The sequence below is a fragment of the Hyphomicrobium sp. LHD-15 genome (assembly GCF_031157355.1).
In the GTDB taxonomy this organism is placed as follows: domain Bacteria; phylum Pseudomonadota; class Alphaproteobacteria; order Rhizobiales; family Hyphomicrobiaceae; genus Hyphomicrobium_C.
The window spans coordinates 51,246-66,605 of the sequence record NZ_JAVIFT010000001.1; the positions used below are offsets into that span (position 1 = coordinate 51,246).

The 15,360-nt window shown below is 62.8% G+C and carries 17 protein-coding genes; 11 read left to right on the plus strand and 6 right to left on the minus strand.

Translation table 11 applies throughout. The features are described from left to right. Positions 1–79: 79 nt before the first annotated feature. Positions 80–277, minus strand: a complete 198-nt coding sequence (locus RCO24_RS00210) for a hypothetical protein (RefSeq protein ID WP_308959335.1) — start codon at positions 275–277, stop codon at positions 80–82. Positions 278–871: 594 nt separating this feature from the next. On the opposite strand from RCO24_RS00210, the gene purB reads away from it, so the two are divergent. From purB to RCO24_RS00230, 4 genes are all read left to right on the plus strand, one after another. Further along, complete coding sequence (gene purB / locus RCO24_RS00215) at positions 872–2,179, plus strand: adenylosuccinate lyase (protein ID WP_308959337.1); 1,308 nt, start codon at positions 872–874, stop codon at positions 2,177–2,179. Positions 2,180–2,192: 13 nt separating this feature from the next. Then, positions 2,193–3,182, plus strand: a complete 990-nt coding sequence (locus RCO24_RS00220) for a DMT family transporter (RefSeq protein ID WP_308959338.1) — start codon at positions 2,193–2,195, stop codon at positions 3,180–3,182. Positions 3,183–3,333: 151 nt separating this feature from the next. Then, on the plus strand, positions 3,334–4,407 hold the full coding sequence (locus tag RCO24_RS00225) for a hypothetical protein (protein WP_308959339.1): 1,074 nt from the start codon (positions 3,334–3,336) through the stop codon (positions 4,405–4,407). Positions 4,408–4,525: 118 nt separating this feature from the next. Further along, the gene (locus tag RCO24_RS00230; protein ID WP_308959340.1) at positions 4,526–5,107 is read left to right on the plus strand and encodes an alpha/beta hydrolase; all 582 of its coding nucleotides are present in this window, start codon (positions 4,526–4,528) and stop codon (positions 5,105–5,107) included. A gap of 93 nt (positions 5,108–5,200) precedes the next feature. Here the strand turns inward: RCO24_RS00230 and RCO24_RS00235 are convergent, their stop codons facing one another. Continuing rightward, complete coding sequence (locus RCO24_RS00235; RefSeq protein WP_308959341.1) at positions 5,201–5,527, minus strand: DUF1476 domain-containing protein; 327 nt, start codon at positions 5,525–5,527, stop codon at positions 5,201–5,203. Positions 5,528–5,887: 360 nt separating this feature from the next. On the opposite strand from RCO24_RS00235, the gene purC reads away from it, so the two are divergent. The 5 genes from purC to RCO24_RS00260 all read left to right on the plus strand — a co-directional run bounded on the left by purC (position 5,888) and on the right by RCO24_RS00260 (position 8,782). Then, positions 5,888–6,676, plus strand: coding sequence for a phosphoribosylaminoimidazolesuccinocarboxamide synthase (gene purC, locus RCO24_RS00240; protein ID WP_308960852.1), 789 nt, complete (start codon positions 5,888–5,890; stop codon positions 6,674–6,676). An 86-nt stretch (positions 6,677–6,762) separates the two neighbouring features. Next, the gene (gene purS, locus RCO24_RS00245) at positions 6,763–7,005 is read left to right on the plus strand and encodes a phosphoribosylformylglycinamidine synthase subunit PurS (protein ID WP_308959342.1); all 243 of its coding nucleotides are present in this window, start codon (positions 6,763–6,765) and stop codon (positions 7,003–7,005) included. 1 nt (position 7,006) lies between these two features. Next, positions 7,007–7,456 carry a hypothetical protein gene (locus RCO24_RS00250; protein ID WP_308959343.1) on the plus strand — a complete coding sequence of 150 codons (450 nt, stop codon included), beginning with the start codon at positions 7,007–7,009 and terminating at the stop codon, positions 7,454–7,456. A 31-nt stretch (positions 7,457–7,487) separates the two neighbouring features. Then, positions 7,488–8,192 (plus strand): phosphoribosylformylglycinamidine synthase subunit PurQ, encoded by a 705-nt coding sequence (purQ, locus tag RCO24_RS00255; RefSeq protein WP_308959345.1) that lies wholly within the window; start codon positions 7,488–7,490, stop codon positions 8,190–8,192. A gap of 263 nt (positions 8,193–8,455) precedes the next feature. Further along, positions 8,456–8,782, plus strand: coding sequence for a sulfur globule protein precursor (locus RCO24_RS00260; protein WP_308959346.1), 327 nt, complete (start codon positions 8,456–8,458; stop codon positions 8,780–8,782). 374 nt (positions 8,783–9,156) lie between these two features. Here RCO24_RS00260 and RCO24_RS00265 read toward each other — a convergent pair whose 3' ends face one another. After that, positions 9,157–9,552 (minus strand): hypothetical protein, encoded by a 396-nt coding sequence (locus tag RCO24_RS00265; protein ID WP_308959347.1) that lies wholly within the window; start codon positions 9,550–9,552, stop codon positions 9,157–9,159. 354 nt (positions 9,553–9,906) lie between these two features. Between RCO24_RS00265 and purL the strand changes: the two genes are divergently transcribed. Then, entirely contained in the window at positions 9,907–12,147 is a 2,241-nt protein-coding gene (gene purL, locus RCO24_RS00270) for a phosphoribosylformylglycinamidine synthase subunit PurL (protein WP_308959348.1), read from the plus strand. A 592-nt stretch (positions 12,148–12,739) separates the two neighbouring features. Beyond that, positions 12,740–13,096 (plus strand): hypothetical protein, encoded by a 357-nt coding sequence (locus RCO24_RS00275; protein ID WP_308959349.1) that lies wholly within the window; start codon positions 12,740–12,742, stop codon positions 13,094–13,096. Positions 13,097–13,114: 18 nt separating this feature from the next. Here RCO24_RS00275 and RCO24_RS00280 read toward each other — a convergent pair whose 3' ends face one another. From RCO24_RS00280 to RCO24_RS00290, 3 genes are all read right to left on the minus strand, one after another. Beyond that, positions 13,115–13,588 (minus strand): hypothetical protein, encoded by a 474-nt coding sequence (locus RCO24_RS00280; protein WP_308959350.1) that lies wholly within the window; start codon positions 13,586–13,588, stop codon positions 13,115–13,117. 54 nt (positions 13,589–13,642) lie between these two features. After that, the gene (locus tag RCO24_RS00285) at positions 13,643–14,284 is read right to left on the minus strand and encodes an Isoquinoline 1-oxidoreductase subunit (protein WP_308960853.1); all 642 of its coding nucleotides are present in this window, start codon (positions 14,282–14,284) and stop codon (positions 13,643–13,645) included. Between the two features lie 218 nt (positions 14,285–14,502). Continuing rightward, positions 14,503–15,342, minus strand: coding sequence for an APH(6)-I family aminoglycoside O-phosphotransferase (locus RCO24_RS00290; protein ID WP_308959351.1), 840 nt, complete (start codon positions 15,340–15,342; stop codon positions 14,503–14,505). Between the last annotated feature and the right edge of the window lie 18 nt (positions 15,343–15,360).

The window sequence follows — 15,360 nt, forward strand, 5'->3', positions numbered from 1 at the left end:
CACACGCGCCGATCTGCTGTGTACATGATCCCGCGCGTGGTGAAGAGCGAGATCAGACCTTTTTTGGCCTCGGCAGGGCTTAGCGGCCCTGGGACTCGAGGCGGCAATCTGCGGCGAGACGGCGCTCCATCAGCGCGAGTGCCTCGGGAACCTGGTAGCCATGCTTGCGGTAGGAACGGATGCGTTCCTGCACCAGCGCATAGGATCTACGCGGATCGTCGATCTCTTCGAGTCGAAGATTGAGTTCTGCAATCTCCGCCTGCATTTGTTCGGTCATTTAATTACCCCTAGCTTCGTCGCGGCATTGACGGGTTTCTCGAGGTCTAGACGCTTCCTGAAATGCGCCTTTGATATTTCTCAAGTCCCGGATCTTCGTCCAAGCTCAATGACCGCGATTCAAGACTATCGGGTCTTTGAACACTTGGCTCTGACAATTTCGCAACAGTTACAACATGGTTTCTACTTGAGCCCTCGACGCGAGGCGCTGATCAACCACCCAAATATGGCTCGATCTGGGCTTGTACCGTGGATCTATTGTTGCGTTGCAAAAATGTGACTTCGGCAACGCAGCATGTCGCAATCGTCTGGGCGACTTTATTTTTTTGAATATTTACGGGACATGAATGAAATGAAACTGTCGCAATGCAAAAGACATTTGAAATGCCGGCTGCGAGAAAGAATGGTCGAAAAATCAGGCTATTCCGCGTGAGCCGGCGCTCTCCCCACTGACATAATGTCGCAACGCAGGCTATCCACACCCTCCCGGCCGCGACAGGCCGTCCGCGGCGGCGAAGCGGTTTCCCCTCGGCCGGAAAATGCTCTATGGCGTGGGCCTTCCTCTCTAATCGGCGCGCAATTCGAAGAGAAACCGATGATTCCCCGCTACTCACGCCCTGAAATGGCTTCCATCTGGACGCCCGAAACCCGCTTTCGGATCTGGTTTGAGATCGAGGCCCACGCAGCCTCGGCCATGGCGGAAATTGGCATCATCCCGAAGGAGGCCGCGCGCGTCATCTGGGAGAAGGGCTCGAAGGCGGTTTTCGATACGGCGCGCATCGACGAGATCGAGGCGGTGACCAAGCATGACGTCATCGCCTTCCTGACCCACCTTGCCGAGCATGTTGGGCCGGACGCGCGTTTCGTGCATCAAGGCATGACCTCCTCCGACGTCCTCGACACCTGCCTCAACGTGCAGCTGGTGCGCGCCGCCGACCTCCTCATCGCCGATCTCGACCGGCTGCTCGCCGCTCTCAAGACGCGCGCCTTCGAGCACAAGACGAGCGTCACCATCGGCCGCAGCCACGGCATCCATGCCGAGCCGACGACGTTCGGCGTCAAGCTGGCGTTCGCCTATGCCGAGTTCGCCCGCGCCCGCGAGCGGGTGGTGGCGGCACGACGCGAGGTTGCGACCTGCGCGCTCTCGGGTGCCGTCGGCTCGTTCGCCAACATCGATCCCTCGGTCGAGATCTACGTCGCCGACAAGCTCGGGCTGGTGCCGGAGCCGGTCTCGACGCAGGTGATCCCGCGCGACCGGCACGCGATGTATTTCGCGACCCTCGGCGTCGTTGCGTCGTCGGTCGAACGGCTGGCCACCGAAGTCCGCCACCTTCAGCGCACCGAAGTGCTCGAGGCGGAAGAGTATTTCTCGCCGGGCCAGAAGGGCTCTTCGGCCATGCCGCACAAGCGCAACCCCGTGCTGTCGGAGAACCTGACGGGCCTTGCCCGCATGGTGCGCGCCTATGCGCTGCCGGCAATGGAGAACGTCGCGCTCTGGCACGAGCGTGACATCTCGCACTCCTCGGTCGAACGCATGATCGGACCGGACGCGACGGTGACCCTCGATTTCGCGCTCGTGCGTCTCGCCGGCGTGATCGAGAAGCTGGTGATCTATCCGGAAACCATGAAGCGCAACCTCGACAAGCTCGGCGGTCTCCACAATTCCCAGCGCGTTCTGCTCGCGCTCACGCAGGCCGGGGCCTCGCGCGAGGAAGCCTATGCACTCGTCCAGCGCAATGCGATGAAGACTTGGGAAAAAGGCCTCGACTTCCTCACCGAGCTCAAGGCCGACAAGGACGTGACGGCCAAGCTTTCGGCTCATGAGCTCGAGGCGATGTTCGATCTCGGCTATCACCTGAAGCACGTCGATACGATCTTCAGCCGCGTGTTCGGGACGGCATAACGGCAAGGACCGGATGGGATCGTCAGTCAGCCGCGCCGTTGGCTACGGGTGCGCCGCGCTCGGCGCCGCGTTCTTCTCGACCAAGGCGATCTTCATCAAGCTCGCCTTCGAGGAGCAGGTCGACGCGAGCCTGATGCTCGCCTATCGCATGCTGTTCGCGACGCCGGTGTTCGTCGCCATCGGCATCTGGGCCTACGCGCAGCGTCGCGCCAAGGGACTGCCGCCGCCTGACCGGCGCAACGTCGCCTGGGCCGTCGTGACGGGCTTTCTCGGCTACTACGTCGCTTCCGCCTTCGACTTCGCCGGTCTCCAGTACATCAGCGCCTCGCTCGAGCGGCTGGTGCTGTTCACCTATCCGCTGTTTGTGATGCTGATCGCGGCCGCCTTCTACGGCGAGCCGCTCACGCGCTTCGGCATTGCGGCGGCGGCCGTTACCTACATCGGCCTCGCCATCGTCTTTACCGTCGATTTGCCGACCGGCGGGCGGAATACGGCGATCGGAACCGCCCTCGTGCTCGGCGCGGCGATCTCGTTCGCCTGGTATCAGATCCTCGCCAAGCGCTTCATCGCGCCGCTCGGCACCGCGCTGTTCACAAGCGTCGCGCTGACGTCGGCAGGCGTTTTCTGCGTGCTGCATCAGGTGGTGTTCGGCAGCGGCAGCTTTGCGGCCTCGCCGCGCTTCCTGTGGCTGTCGTTCGGCTGCGCGATGGTGGCGACAGTACTGCCGACATTCCTGATCAACGCGGGGCTCGCGCGGGTTTCGCCCCAGGCTGTCTCGATGATCTCGACCGTGTCGCCAGTGGTGACGATCGGCCTTGCGATCCAAATCCTTGGCGAGCCGTTCACGCCCGTCGACGCGATCGGCTCCGCGCTCGTGTTGCTGGGCGTCGGGCTTTTTACCTTCGGTGACAGCCGGTCGAGACCGGCACGCGTTGCACCGCAGGCATCCGCGTCCGCTCCCGCCGAAATCCTTCCCGGTCCGGCCCGGGCTTCCGAGCCCTGAACCCGGGTTCGTAGTCTAGGCCCTGAACGCGTGTGCCGCGCGGAACACGTCGTCGTTGCCAATCGAGGCTACCTCTCGGACTATGGCCCGCGGAGGCCAGGCGTTGCAGGTCTTGGTGACATGCCGCTCCGATATGTGCCGGACAAACCAGATGCCTCAGAAGTTCGACCTCTCGTTCGACCAAGGCTCGCTCGCGCGGCGCGGCGCCATCACACTGGCCGCGCTTTTGGCTTACTGCGTCGGGTCATGGATCGTGCTGCCCGGGATTGACGCCAGCGCGCTCATTGGGCCGGCATCGCCCAGCGGGCTCGCTTCCAAAATCGGCCGGCTTTCCATCCTGGCGCTCGGTATCGTGCCGATGCTGTCGGCACTGGTCCTGGTAGAGATCGCTCAGATGGCGTGTCCGCCGCTGCGCCGGTGGGCAGGCGCGACCGCATCCAACGGGAGATCGCTCGATGGCTGGGTGATCGTGCTCACGCTCGCTATCGCCGGGTATCAAGCGAATGGGGTCGCGGTCGCGCTCGAAGGCATTGGCGCGCTGGTGCCCACGCCGGGACTTGCGTTCCGCGCCGGCGTGATCGGGACGCTCGTCGCCGGGAGCGCCTTCGTGGTCTGGCTGACCTCGCTCGTCACACGTCATGGGCTCGGGTCCGGATTTCTGCTGCTGCTTGCAGCACCCCTGTTGATGGCCCTTCCAAGCCTCTTGCCGTCGCAGATCCTCGCCTGGGGAGATGAGAGCCAGCTCACCATCCCGCTGACGCTCGCTGCTTTTCTCGCGGCGGCGAGCGCAGTGGTGGCGGCTGCCCGCATCTCAGCGCAGCCTGACGGCAAGGGTCAGTTGCTGTGGCCGGTGCTGATTGCCTACACACTCGCGCCGTGGCTGCTCGTGCCGCTGCTGCCGCAATTTTCGTCCGAGGCATTCCTCAACGCACTCGAGGCTATGAAGCCCGGCCAGCCGTGGCGGGTTGCGATCCTGCCGGCACTGACGCTCGTCTTCTATTTCCTGCGCGCCCGATCGTTGGCGCAGGCAAGTTCGACGCCGGACGAGGGCGTGCGATGGCTGCCGGCACTTCTCGTCGCGTTTGCCGTCGTCGTCTCGGAGTTGATCATGGTCTGGTTGCCCGCGCCGCTCGCCCTCGACGGACGAAACGTGGTAGTCCTCGTGCTGTTCGCGCTTGCGATCATCGAAGGTCTTGGCCTGCGACATTCGTCAGCAGCCGCGTAGGACTTCAAAACCGGCTCGGCGACCCCATTTGACAATCCGCATGGATCGTAAGCACCATGCGCCTTCACCCTTATTTCCCTTCCCCCAACTTCGTGCATTGCTTGTCGAGCGAGGCCCCATGCGTACGTCTGATGTCGACATCCTGATCGTCCCCGGCAGGTCGGGCTCCGGTCCGGATCATTGGCAGTCGCGATGGGAGCGCACGCTCAAGACCGCGCGGCGCGTCGAGCAGGAAAACTGGGAAGAGCCCGAGCGCGAAGCGTGGGTGAGCCGCATCATCGAGGCGGCGACGCAAAGCACACGCCCGGTCGTGCTGGTCGCGCACAGCCTCGGCGTGGCAGCGGTCGCGCATGTGGCGTCACGTATTCCGAAGGGATTCCTTTCGGGAGCGTTCCTTGTCGCGCCCGCAGACGTCGATGCGGCACCCGGATGGCCGGAGACAGACGGCTTCCAGCTGGACGGGATCAACAGCGGATTTGCGCCGCTGCCACTCGCCCCGCTGCCGTTTCCGTCGGTGCTGATCGCTTCTTCGAACGATCAGTATTGCAGCCTGGATCGCGCCAAGGCGTTCGCCAACGCCTGGGGCTCGACCCTGGTCGAAGCGGGCGACGTCGGACACGTCAACAGCGAGTCCGGTCATGGCCCGTGGCCCGAGGGCGTGCTGCGCTTTGGCACGTTTCTGTCTACGCTCACGGACTGAAGCAGTCGGCAAGACGTTTGCACTGCACACATGAAGAGGGCGGCGCATGGAGACCCACGCGCCGCCCTCATCGTCTTGAATTTCGCTCAGGCCTTACTTGCTGCTGGCTTCAACGTCGGCAACAGCCTTGGCGAGGAACTCGCCAAGCTTGCTGCGGATCTCGGCGTCATCAACCGTGAGGCCCTTGTCGGCGAAGTCCTGCTTCACCTTGCGCAGCACGTCATCATCGCCCTTTTCGGCGAGGTCAGCCTTGCGCACCGCCTTGATGTACTCGTCGAGTGCAGGTCCGGTGATGCCGAGCTTGGCCGCAGCCCACTCCGCCAGCATCTTGTTGCGCCGGCTCTCGGCCTTGAAGCGCAGATCCTGGTCGAGAGCAAACTTCTTCTCGTATGCCTTTTCACGCTCATCGAACGTCGTCATGACCGTCTCCAACTGGGGTGTTTCCGACCGGGTCTGTTCCGGCTTTGTTCTGGGCGAAAAGTGTGTTGTATGGGTCGCACAATTACGCTCTCACCCGGGAGCCGTAACCCGACGTGGCAGACAAATCAACGGCTTGTCCGCCGCATGGCCAACAGGGGGTTTGGCCCCCTCGTTTAGATTGTTTCTGCCCCCTGCTTCAGCTAGTGTCCAGAACATGATTTTTGTGCGTTCGGCCGCCCCCCACCAAGACGAGAAGTCCTAAAATCTCGCTGAAAGATCAAGGGCTCACTGCGTGGGGCAGGCCGTGCTTCCTCAGAGACAAGATTGAACATGAGCGTGATCGTCAAGGGACCAGGGTCGATGAACAAGCGGCGTCGGATCTACGAGGGAAAAGCAAAGGTTCTTTACGAAGGACCGGAGCCCGGAACTCTCATTCAGCATTTCAAAGACGACGCGACTGCGTTCAACGCGAAGAAGCACGCGCTGATCGAAGGCAAAGGCGTGCTCAACAACCGCATCTCCGAATACATCTTCCAGCGGCTCGGCGAGATCGGCGTGCCGACGCACTTCCTCAAGCGCCTCAACATGCGCGAGCAGCTGATCCGCGAAGTCGAAATCATTCCGCTCGAAGTCGTCGTGCGTAACGTTGCGGCCGGCTCGCTCGCAACGCGGCTCGGCCTCGAAGAAGGCATGCAGCTGCCGCGCTCGATCATCGAGTTCTACTACAAGGCCGACAACCTGAACGATCCGATGGTCTCGGAAGAGCACATCACGGCGTTCGGCTGGGCGACCCCGCAGGAGATCGACGAGATCATGCAGCTCGCGCTGCGCGTCAATGATTTCCTCGTCGGCCTGTTCCTCGGCATCGGCATCCGCCTCGTCGACTTCAAGGTCGAGTTCGGGCGCCTGTGGGACAACGAGCAGATGCGCATCGTGCTCGCGGACGAGATCAGCCCCGATTGCTGCCGCCTGTGGGATATCTCTTCGGGCGACAAGCTCGACAAGGATCGCTTCCGCCGCGATCTCGGCGGCGTGCTCGAGGCCTATCAGGAAGTCGCGCGCCGTCTTGGCGTGCTGACCGAGAACCGTCCGCCGAAGGGCGTCGGGCCGGTGCTGGTTGCGTCGAACCCGACGGGTAAACCGAACTAAAGACCGGCATGCGGCATTCGGCACTGGGCAATCGGCTGGTTTCCGATGCTATTGCCGAATGCCTATTGCCGTTTGCCGAGGACACAATGAAAGCCCGCATTAAAATCACGCTCAAAGCCGGCGTGCTCGATCCGCAAGGCAAGGCCATCCAGAACGCGCTCGGCGCGCTCGGCTTCGAAGGCGTCAACGACGTGCGCCAAGGCAAGTACATCGAAGTCGACGTTGCCGGAATGAGCGAGGAAAAGGCCCGCGCCGAAGTCGACCGCATGTGCCGCGACCTGCTCGCCAATACCGTGATCGAGAACTACAGCTACGAGCTGGCACCCTGACATGGTGCGCTTGCCGGCCGTTGTCCTCACCGCCGCCGCGCTCGCCGCTCCCATCGCCGCAGCCGCCGGAGATCCGGCCGCGCCGACGATTGATTGCACGCTCGGGTTCGGTGGATTGCGGACGTCGGCCGAAAGCCTAGCGGGCGTTCAGTGGACACAAGTGGGCGGTTACGATATCGCCACGCTGTCGGTGCCGGAGGTCTGGCGCGTCGAGATCGCGTTCACCTCTCCCGGCCATCCGGCGCATCCGGCCGTTACCCTCAGAACCCGGCGCAAGCAGGTGACGGAGGTGTGGACTGCCGACAGCAAAGGGTGCGGCTACGGTGACCAGGGCCAGTTCGCCATCCTCATGGCAGATATGAAATCCGGCGACACCGAACTCACCAACGCGTCACGCTACGACGTCGAGCAGAGGAAGCGGGGCCAATCGCCTCTCGCGCCCGCGAACTGACCGACGCATAAAAACTAGGAGAGCCACGTCCATGCTCCGCGCATCCGTCATCGTTTTCCCGGGCTCGAACTGCGACCGCGACGTCAAGACGGCGCTCGAGGCCATCACGGGCTTTCCGGTGAAAATGGTCTGGCACGGCGACGCCAGCGTGCCGGCGTCCGATCTCATCGTACTGCCGGGCGGGTTCTCCTACGGCGACTATCTGCGTTGCGGCGCGATGGCCGCGCATTCGCCGATCATGCGCGACGTCATCGCGAAGGCGAAGGCCGGAACGCCGGTGCTCGGCATCTGCAACGGCTTCCAGATCCTTTGCGAGTCGGGGCTGCTGCCCGGCGTGCTGATGCGCAACGCCTCGCTGCGGTTCATCTGCCGCGATGTTCATCTCAAGGTCGAGACCGACAAAACCTTCTTCACGAGCTGCTACCGCAAGGGCGAGGTCATTCGCGTGCCCATCGCGCACGCCGAGGGCAACTACTTCGCCGACGCCGAGACGCTGGATCGCCTCGAAGGCGAAGGCCAGGTCGTGTTCCGCTATTCGGATGGCGAGGGCAATGTGTCGGCGGAGACGAGCCCGAACGGCGCCCAGCGCAACATCGCGGGCATTACCGATTCCAAGGGTCGTATTCTCGGGATGATGCCGCATCCGGAACGGCTCTATGAGAAAATGCTCGGCGGCACCGACGGACGGCGCATTTTCGAAAGCGCGCTGCTGAGCGCCGTCGCAGCGATGAGCTAGCCGCCAAGAAGCCGGCTCCTTCTCCAAAAACTGCGCACCACGGCGGCGATCCAGCTGCGGATCGGGTGCGTCCGCGCGCACGATCATGCCGAACCAGAACGCGCCCGCCTTCCTTTACTTTTTAGACAAGCTTGCGTCTGCCGATTGATCGCCTGCCCTTGCGACCCGATCTATCTGGTTAGTTCACACGGAGAAGATGTTGCGACCCACTGCGGGCTGAAACCCGCAAGCGGAACCGCGTGTTCAGTCAGAAGGGTAAAGTCATGACATCCAGAAAGCAGATTCTCGCTCTCGCCTTCGCGGCTTCGATCGCCACGGCCGGCGCCGCAACTTTCGCCAACGCGGCGCCTATGCACGGAGGCCACGGGCCTGGCGGCCCCGTTGTCGCTCACATGCACAGTCCCGGCCCGGGGCCGGGTCATGGACATGGGCATTGGCACCATCGCGGATGGTGGGGCTTCGGCGCATACCCGGTACTCTACGGCGGCGACTATTACTACGGCGGCGGCTGCGGCTGGTTACACCGCAAGGCGGCTGTCACAGGTAGCCGTTACTGGTGGTCGCGCTACCATGCCTGCATCGGCGAATGAGACTGGTGCACGACAAGCAAAAGGGGACGAACCTTGCGGTTCGTCCCCTTTTTATCTCCCGCCTTCGGCAGGATGAGTTTCGGTACCCGGCATCTCACCGGGAGGGCCGAACTCAGCGCCGCTTGCCACGGCCCGTATCGGGCGACATGGACTGAAGGAGCGCGAGCAACACGGCTTTCATCGGAGTTCTCTCTGTATCGTGTCTATCTTGCGATGCAATATAGCCGAGTCAGATGCACAAAAGAACTGCGGCACTTGCTCGCCAGCAATGCATTTGCGGCTGCGGCGGCGTGCCGCCCATTGAAATATAACAATAAAAAAGGAGGCAGATCTGGGATCTGCCTCCATCTTAGTCAGAACGCGATCGGTTGCCCTTACGACTTGTAGGGCGCACGATCGAAGACGCGTGCGTTCATGCGGGTGGCGCCCGGTCCGCAGAAGAACTCGGCCGACTGGCCGGCGCTGGCGTCCACCTGGACACCCTTGCCGGGAACGACCGGAACCACGAACCGCGTGCCAGGGCTGTCGAGACCGCTCTCACCGCCCGTGACATCGGCCACGACGACGGTCAGGTGGCAGGACTGGTCCTTGGTCTCGAAGTAGCCGACGGCGTGCTTGCCGCCGATGTCCAGGCTCAATCCACGACCCGGGACCATGATCTCATGCGAACTGCCCAGGTCGACCTTTGCGGGAGAGCCGGCGAAGACCACTCCTGCTGCCAGAACACCCATCACTCCCACTGCTGCGAGACGCTTGATCGCCTTCGACATGGTGGATCCCTTTCTTTTCAGGTTGCTCTAAGATCGCCGCGGCGGGACAAAACGATGTCCTGCAATCCGGCTTGGGCATTTTCTAACACTATGACTCAGCAAGCAAAATACAGATTGCTGCATAGCAGTGGCCAACTTTGTGCAGCGCGGCAATGTCGCAATCGTTCCGATGTCGCACCAAGGTTGTCCAAACGCAAATTGGCCAAGGTTCAGTCTGGGGCGGGCCGATGCGGCGTCCTGGATGCGGGAGAAGGCCTCTCGCAGGAGCGACAAGGGCCGAAGCACTCGCTATAAAGCTGCGCTTTAACGCCCTTAAAGCTTTGCTTGCTCTCGAGCTCCCGAAAGCCACTTTTGATGCAGGACACCGTGACCGACACGCCGACCGCCAAAATCACGCCCGAGATCGTCGCTCAGCACGGGTTGAAACCCGATGAATACGAGCGGCTTCTTGAGATCCTCGGACGCGAACCGCAGATCACGGAGCTCGGCATCTTCTCGGTGATGTGGAGCGAGCACTGCTCCTATAAGTCGTCGCGCGTTTGGCTTCGCACGCTGCCGACCACCGGCGCAAAAGTGATCCAAGGCCCGGGCGAGAACGCGGGCGTCGTTGACCTCGGCGACGGCGACGCGGCCATCTTCAAGATGGAGAGTCACAACCACCCCTCCTACATCGAGCCCTACCAGGGCGCAGCGACCGGCGTCGGCGGCATCATGCGCGACGTGTTCACGATGGGCGCGCGGCCGGTTGCGAACCTCAATGCCCTCCGCTTCGGCGATCCCAGCCATCCCAAGACCCGCCATCTCGTATCCGGCGTCGTGTCAGGCATTGGCGGCTACGGCAATTGCGTCGGCGTGCCGACCGTCGGCGGCGAAGTGAACTTCGATGCCGGCTACAACGGCAACATCCTGGTCAACGCCATGTGCGTCGGCCTCGCCAAGACCGACAAGATCTTCTACTCGGCCGCCAAGGGTGTCGGGCTGCCGGTGGTCTACGTCGGCTCCAAGACCGGACGTGACGGCATCCACGGCGCAACGATGGCGTCGGCCGAGTTCGACGACAAGAGCGAGGAGAAGCGCCCCACCGTACAGGTCGGCGATCCCTTCACCGAGAAGCTCCTGATCGAAGCGTGCCTCGAGCTCATGGCTTCGGATGCGATCATCGCGATCCAGGACATGGGCGCGGCGGGCCTCACCTCCTCGACTTCGGAGATGGCCGACAAGGGCGGCGTCGGCATCGAACTCGACCTCGATCACGTGCCCCAGCGCGAAGCGAACATGACGGCCTACGAGATGATGCTCTCGGAAAGCCAGGAGCGCATGCTCATGATCCTGAAGCCCGGCCGCGAGGCCGAGGCCGAGGCGGTGTTCCACAAGTGGGGTCTCGACTTCGCAGTCATCGGCGTCACCACCGACACCGGCCGCATGGTGGTGAAGCACAAGGGCGTCATCGAAGCGGACCTGCCGGTGCCGGTGCTCGCCAACTCGGCGCCGGTTTACGAGCGTCCGTGGGTTCCGACGGTTCCGCCGCAGCCGGTGCTGCCGCAATGGGTGAAGGCACCGAACGGCAATCTCGACGCCTTGAAGACGATGTTCGGCGCGCCGGCACTTTGCTCGCGCCGCTGGATCTACGAGCAGTACGATCACATGGTGATGGGCGACACCATCGGGCGCCCCGGTGGCGATGCGGGCGTCGTGCGCATTCACGGCACGCAGAAGGGCCTCGCGGTCACCTGCGATGTCACGCCTCGCTATGTGGCCGCGGACCCGGAGATGGGCACCAAGCAGGCCGTGGTCGAGACGTGGCGCAACCTCACTGCCGTCGGCGCCGATCCGATCGCGATCACCGACAACATGAACTTCGGCAACCCTGAACGCCCCGAGATCATGGGACAGTTCGTGGGCTCGGTGAAAGGCATGGCGGAAGCCTGCCTCGCCCTCGACTACCCCGTCGTGTCCGGCAACGTCTCGCTCTACAACGAGACCAATGGCGTCGGCATTCCGCCCACGCCCGCGATCGGCGCCGTGGGGCTTATTCCCGATGTCGCGCACATGGCCGACATCCGCTTGAAGCGCGAGGGCGAACTTCTAATCGTGCTCGGCCGCGAGCAGGGCTGGCTCGGCCAGTCGCTCTATCAGCAGATCATCTGCGAGAAACTCGAAGGCGCTCCGCCGCCGGTCGATCTCAACGAAGAGATCAAAGCCGGCCGGCTCGTGCGCGCGCTGATCCGCGAGGGCAAGGTGTCGGCGGTGCACGACATCTCGGACGGCGGGCTTCTGGTCGCGGTTGCCGAGATGGCGCTGGCCTCCGGCGAAAAGGGCAGCGGGCTCGGCGTCGAGCTATTTGCCTACGAGGGCAAACTGCCGGTGCACGCGATCTGGTTCGGCGAGGACCAGGGCCGCTACGTGCTGGCCGTCGATCCCGAGCGCGCCGAAGAGGTCGTCGAGCGGGCGCGTCTGTTGGCGCTGCCGGCACGTATCGTCGGGCGCACGGGTGGCGATGCGATCACGCTCAAGGGCGAGGAGCCGCTGACGCTCAAGGAGCTGGCCGCGATCAACGAGGCCTGGCTGCCGACATACATGGCTGGCGAGGTTTAAGAGGCCGCCTTTGCAAGGCCTGACGGACGTCCGTTGCGCAGAGCCGTCGCGTTCGCGACGGCTCAACGGCGGTTTCCGCATGTCTGCTTCGGGCCAGAAGCGGACAAGCAAACACACCGCTTCGACGCGGCTTAAGCGACCGCATCTTTAACCGCGGGCAAGAGACGACGCATCCCGAACAACAGGGATCGCGCCTCTTGCGATGCCGCGCTATTTTTTATTTGCTCCGAGCGACGACGTCAGCCGGGTAAGCACAACCAAGCGCCCAGGCAGGTTTTGGGTGTCGACACCTTGCATGCCATCTGCCAAGAGCGACACGTCGTTGTACCCGACCCGTCTTCGCACTTCGTGTGGACAGGGCCTTTGCCCTCGCGGCCCTGCCCATAAATGATGTTCGCAAGACCGTTCGTCGCGAAGGTCTCGGCGATACCGCGGGTCACAGCTTCGCCGACCGACCCGACTTTGACGCAATCGGCTTGAGCCGACGCCGAAAGTGCACAGATCGCTGCCGTGGCGGCTAAGCCGAGCTTGAAAATACGCATTTGCCCCTCAGTAAAATGACCTAATTCCTGCCTGGAAACTAGGTCAGCGCGTGGCCTTCGACAACAGAGTCGGCCTGCTGCAGGCTCGTTTATCCCGCAAGGAACCTGAAAGCGTGCCGCATTTGTCACGCATCCGGCGGCCTGGCCTAAAACTCGAAGTAATGCTCGCGTTCGAAGCGAAAACATTGAACGCCGTTGCCCGATTGCCCGCCGAACCGGGCGTGAGTTCAAAGAACCTCTTCGACACAATCAGGCATGGCCGGAAACGGCTGCTGATCCTTCTACCTTGCGCGTGGAACCCGCACTTCGTTGCGCAGAGCCGTCGTGTTCGCGACCGCTCTCCGGCTGATAAGATCACGCGCGAGGCAACCGCTGGCCAATTCTATGATTGCGATCGCAATGTGTGAAAAAGCGTCAGCGCGACGTTAGGGCAGAACCAACTGGCCTTTGTATTTGCCGCCGAACAGGGTGTCCGTCAGCCCCTCGTACATGTACGTGCCGCCGCCACTGGCCCCTTCGTATTTGCCCGTGCCGCCGGTGTACTTGTACGTATATTCTTTGAGATGTGAGCCCTCCTCCCAAGTCATGGATGCCTTGTCTCCGTCCTTATAGTTGTTGGCGCAGGTCCCGGCCCCCTTCCAACTCCCGTCAGGCATGTACTCGTATTTTCCAACGCAATCCTGAGTTAACTTCGGTGCGGTGGAGTCATCGGGGATGAGGACGCATCGTTGGGTAAGATCGACCAACTTGTGTCCCTTGTCAGGCTCCGACTCTTTCAAATTGTCGTTGACGCAAGCGATGGCGCCCGCTTCGTCGATGCTCTCGCCTGCAATTGCCAATCCACCGCCAAAAATAAACATCGTTGCAATTAATTTAGCTAATAGCTGCTTCAGGCTCATGGTGTCCTCCTGTGTTGCAGAACACGTTGCCGTAGAAGATGCCGTTGCTTTGGCTCAGGAGTTCGGACAAGCCGCTCCCGCGTCGGCCCATGCCTGGATCAGCGCGCCGAACTCCTTCTGAGTTCCCGGTGCGGGCTCGCGCCCTTTCCCCGGAGCCCAACCCCAGCCGACCAGCGTATCCTCGGCCATGTGGTGGATCAGCTCCTGCATGGACTTCCCGCCGTTGCGTTGCGGATCCTTGATCTGCTGGCAAATCTCGCCGAGCGTCTTGCCAAGCCATGCCATCTCGACCGGCGCAATATGCCATTGAGGGTGCCCCGGCACTCCGAAACGCACGCCAGCCGGATCAAAGTTCGCCTGACCATGGCACGTGTTGCAACGCATCCCGATGGCGCCCATACCGTCCTCTCCGCGCGTCACTAACGGCTGATGGGGGCGGTGGTCGTCGCCTTGTGCCGGGCGGTTGCCGGGCGGATGGCAATTCGTGCAGCGCGGGTGCTGGATCACGCGACCCGCTTCCTCAAACAACGCAATGGATCGCGCGGACGAATCTTTCAGGTGATCGAAGGCGGAGACGGGCTTCAATGATTGCCGGTTGCGCGTTTCGCCGGCGGCCACCGACCAACCTGCCAGTGCGGCGACCGCGCAGACGCCCCAAACCCTGAACAGATTGCGCGAGGAGAAGACAACCGCCATCATTCAACCCTCCAAGCAGCGCACCGCGACGAGGATTGCGACGCGGTTGCAATGACAGGCGCGACAGCGGCAGGTTTTGCCGTTCCTCGCGCGATCGATGATGGAAAAGCTCGCCATTCACGCCTCGTGAATCCCAAGGCACTCGCCTCATAGCGCAACGTGCGACGGCGGGAATGGTTCAGCCGGTTGTGCTCGGCTCGGCAGCAACGCCTCGCGCCTCACAGCCCGAGAAGCGCGCTCGCGATGCCGTTGATCGCGAGGTCGATCTCGGCGCTCTTGTCGTCGCCGTCGCCGATGAACCACGCGGCGGACAGGCCGGTCCAAGCGACAATCCACTCGAGCATGCGAACCGGCTCGACTTGCGCCGTCTCCGCCACGATCTCGAGACGGGATTGCAAACGGCCCGGCAGAACGCCGACCGGCCGGCTTGGATCGCTCAAATCCGGGTTCGTGAAGATGTTGGCAAAGTCGAAGGCCCTCTCGCCGAGCAGGCCATGCGGATCGATTGCCAGCCAACCCCGCTCGCCGAAATCGAGGACGTTCTCGTGGTGGAGGTCGCCGTGGAGCGCCGTGACGCATCGCGGTTCCGACAGCAGTCTGCGGGCGGTGACGGCCGCCTTTGCAAGATCGGCATGTTGACCGGCGATATCGAAAAGCGGCTGAAACCACACGTCGAGCGGATTGAGATCGGGAGTGGGCTCGCGCCGCGCGGTGTGCAAGCGCGCTGCAGTCTGGCAGAGGATCCGACAGGCTTCGCCATCGTGCCCCGAGCGCGCCATATCGGCCAGGTCTCGCACGCCAAACGCCCGCTCCAACAGCAAAGCCTTGTCGTCAAACGCGAGCACTTTCGCGGCGCCGTCTCCATTCCACCAGCGCATCAATTCGTATCCGCGCCGCTCGTCGGGTATTCGCGCGACCTTGAGCACCGCGGGCGCACCGTTTCGGCGGACCGGAAGAACCCAGCTGGAGTGGGTCGTCGTGAGCGCGCCGTCGGGCTTCAGTCCCCACGTCTCGATGAACTCCAGGACTTCGGACGCCAAGACATCCTGCGAACTCAATGGATCATCCATTCCGCT

What these genes read in the sequence shown, in the direction of transcription:
- RCO24_RS00250 (WP_308959343.1), top strand. Translation starts at nt 7,007, where the DNA reads ATGGTGCGCTTGCCGGCCGTTGTCCTCACCGCCGCCGCGCTCGCCGCT.
- RCO24_RS00235 (WP_308959341.1), bottom strand. Translation starts at nt 5,527, where the DNA reads ATGACGACGTTCGATGAGCGTGAAAAGGCATACGAGAAGAAGTTTGCT.
- purQ (WP_308959345.1), top strand. Translation starts at nt 7,488, where the DNA reads ATGCTCCGCGCATCCGTCATCGTTTTCCCGGGCTCGAACTGCGACCGC.
- purB (WP_308959337.1), top strand. Translation starts at nt 872, where the DNA reads ATGATTCCCCGCTACTCACGCCCTGAAATGGCTTCCATCTGGACGCCC.
- purL (WP_308959348.1), top strand. Translation starts at nt 9,907, where the DNA reads ATGCAGGACACCGTGACCGACACGCCGACCGCCAAAATCACGCCCGAG.
- RCO24_RS00285 (WP_308960853.1), bottom strand. Translation starts at nt 14,284, where the DNA reads ATGGCGGTTGTCTTCTCCTCGCGCAATCTGTTCAGGGTTTGGGGCGTC.
- RCO24_RS00225 (WP_308959339.1), top strand. Translation starts at nt 3,334, where the DNA reads ATGCCTCAGAAGTTCGACCTCTCGTTCGACCAAGGCTCGCTCGCGCGG.
- RCO24_RS00210 (WP_308959335.1), bottom strand. Translation starts at nt 277, where the DNA reads ATGACCGAACAAATGCAGGCGGAGATTGCAGAACTCAATCTTCGACTC.
- RCO24_RS00265 (WP_308959347.1), bottom strand. Translation starts at nt 9,552, where the DNA reads ATGTCGAAGGCGATCAAGCGTCTCGCAGCAGTGGGAGTGATGGGTGTT.
- RCO24_RS00230 (WP_308959340.1), top strand. Translation starts at nt 4,526, where the DNA reads ATGCGTACGTCTGATGTCGACATCCTGATCGTCCCCGGCAGGTCGGGC.
- RCO24_RS00260 (WP_308959346.1), top strand. Translation starts at nt 8,456, where the DNA reads ATGACATCCAGAAAGCAGATTCTCGCTCTCGCCTTCGCGGCTTCGATC.
- RCO24_RS00220 (WP_308959338.1), top strand. Translation starts at nt 2,193, where the DNA reads ATGGGATCGTCAGTCAGCCGCGCCGTTGGCTACGGGTGCGCCGCGCTC.
- RCO24_RS00280 (WP_308959350.1), bottom strand. Translation starts at nt 13,588, where the DNA reads ATGAGCCTGAAGCAGCTATTAGCTAAATTAATTGCAACGATGTTTATT.
- purS (WP_308959342.1), top strand. Translation starts at nt 6,763, where the DNA reads ATGAAAGCCCGCATTAAAATCACGCTCAAAGCCGGCGTGCTCGATCCG.
- purC (WP_308960852.1), top strand. Translation starts at nt 5,888, where the DNA reads ATGAACAAGCGGCGTCGGATCTACGAGGGAAAAGCAAAGGTTCTTTAC.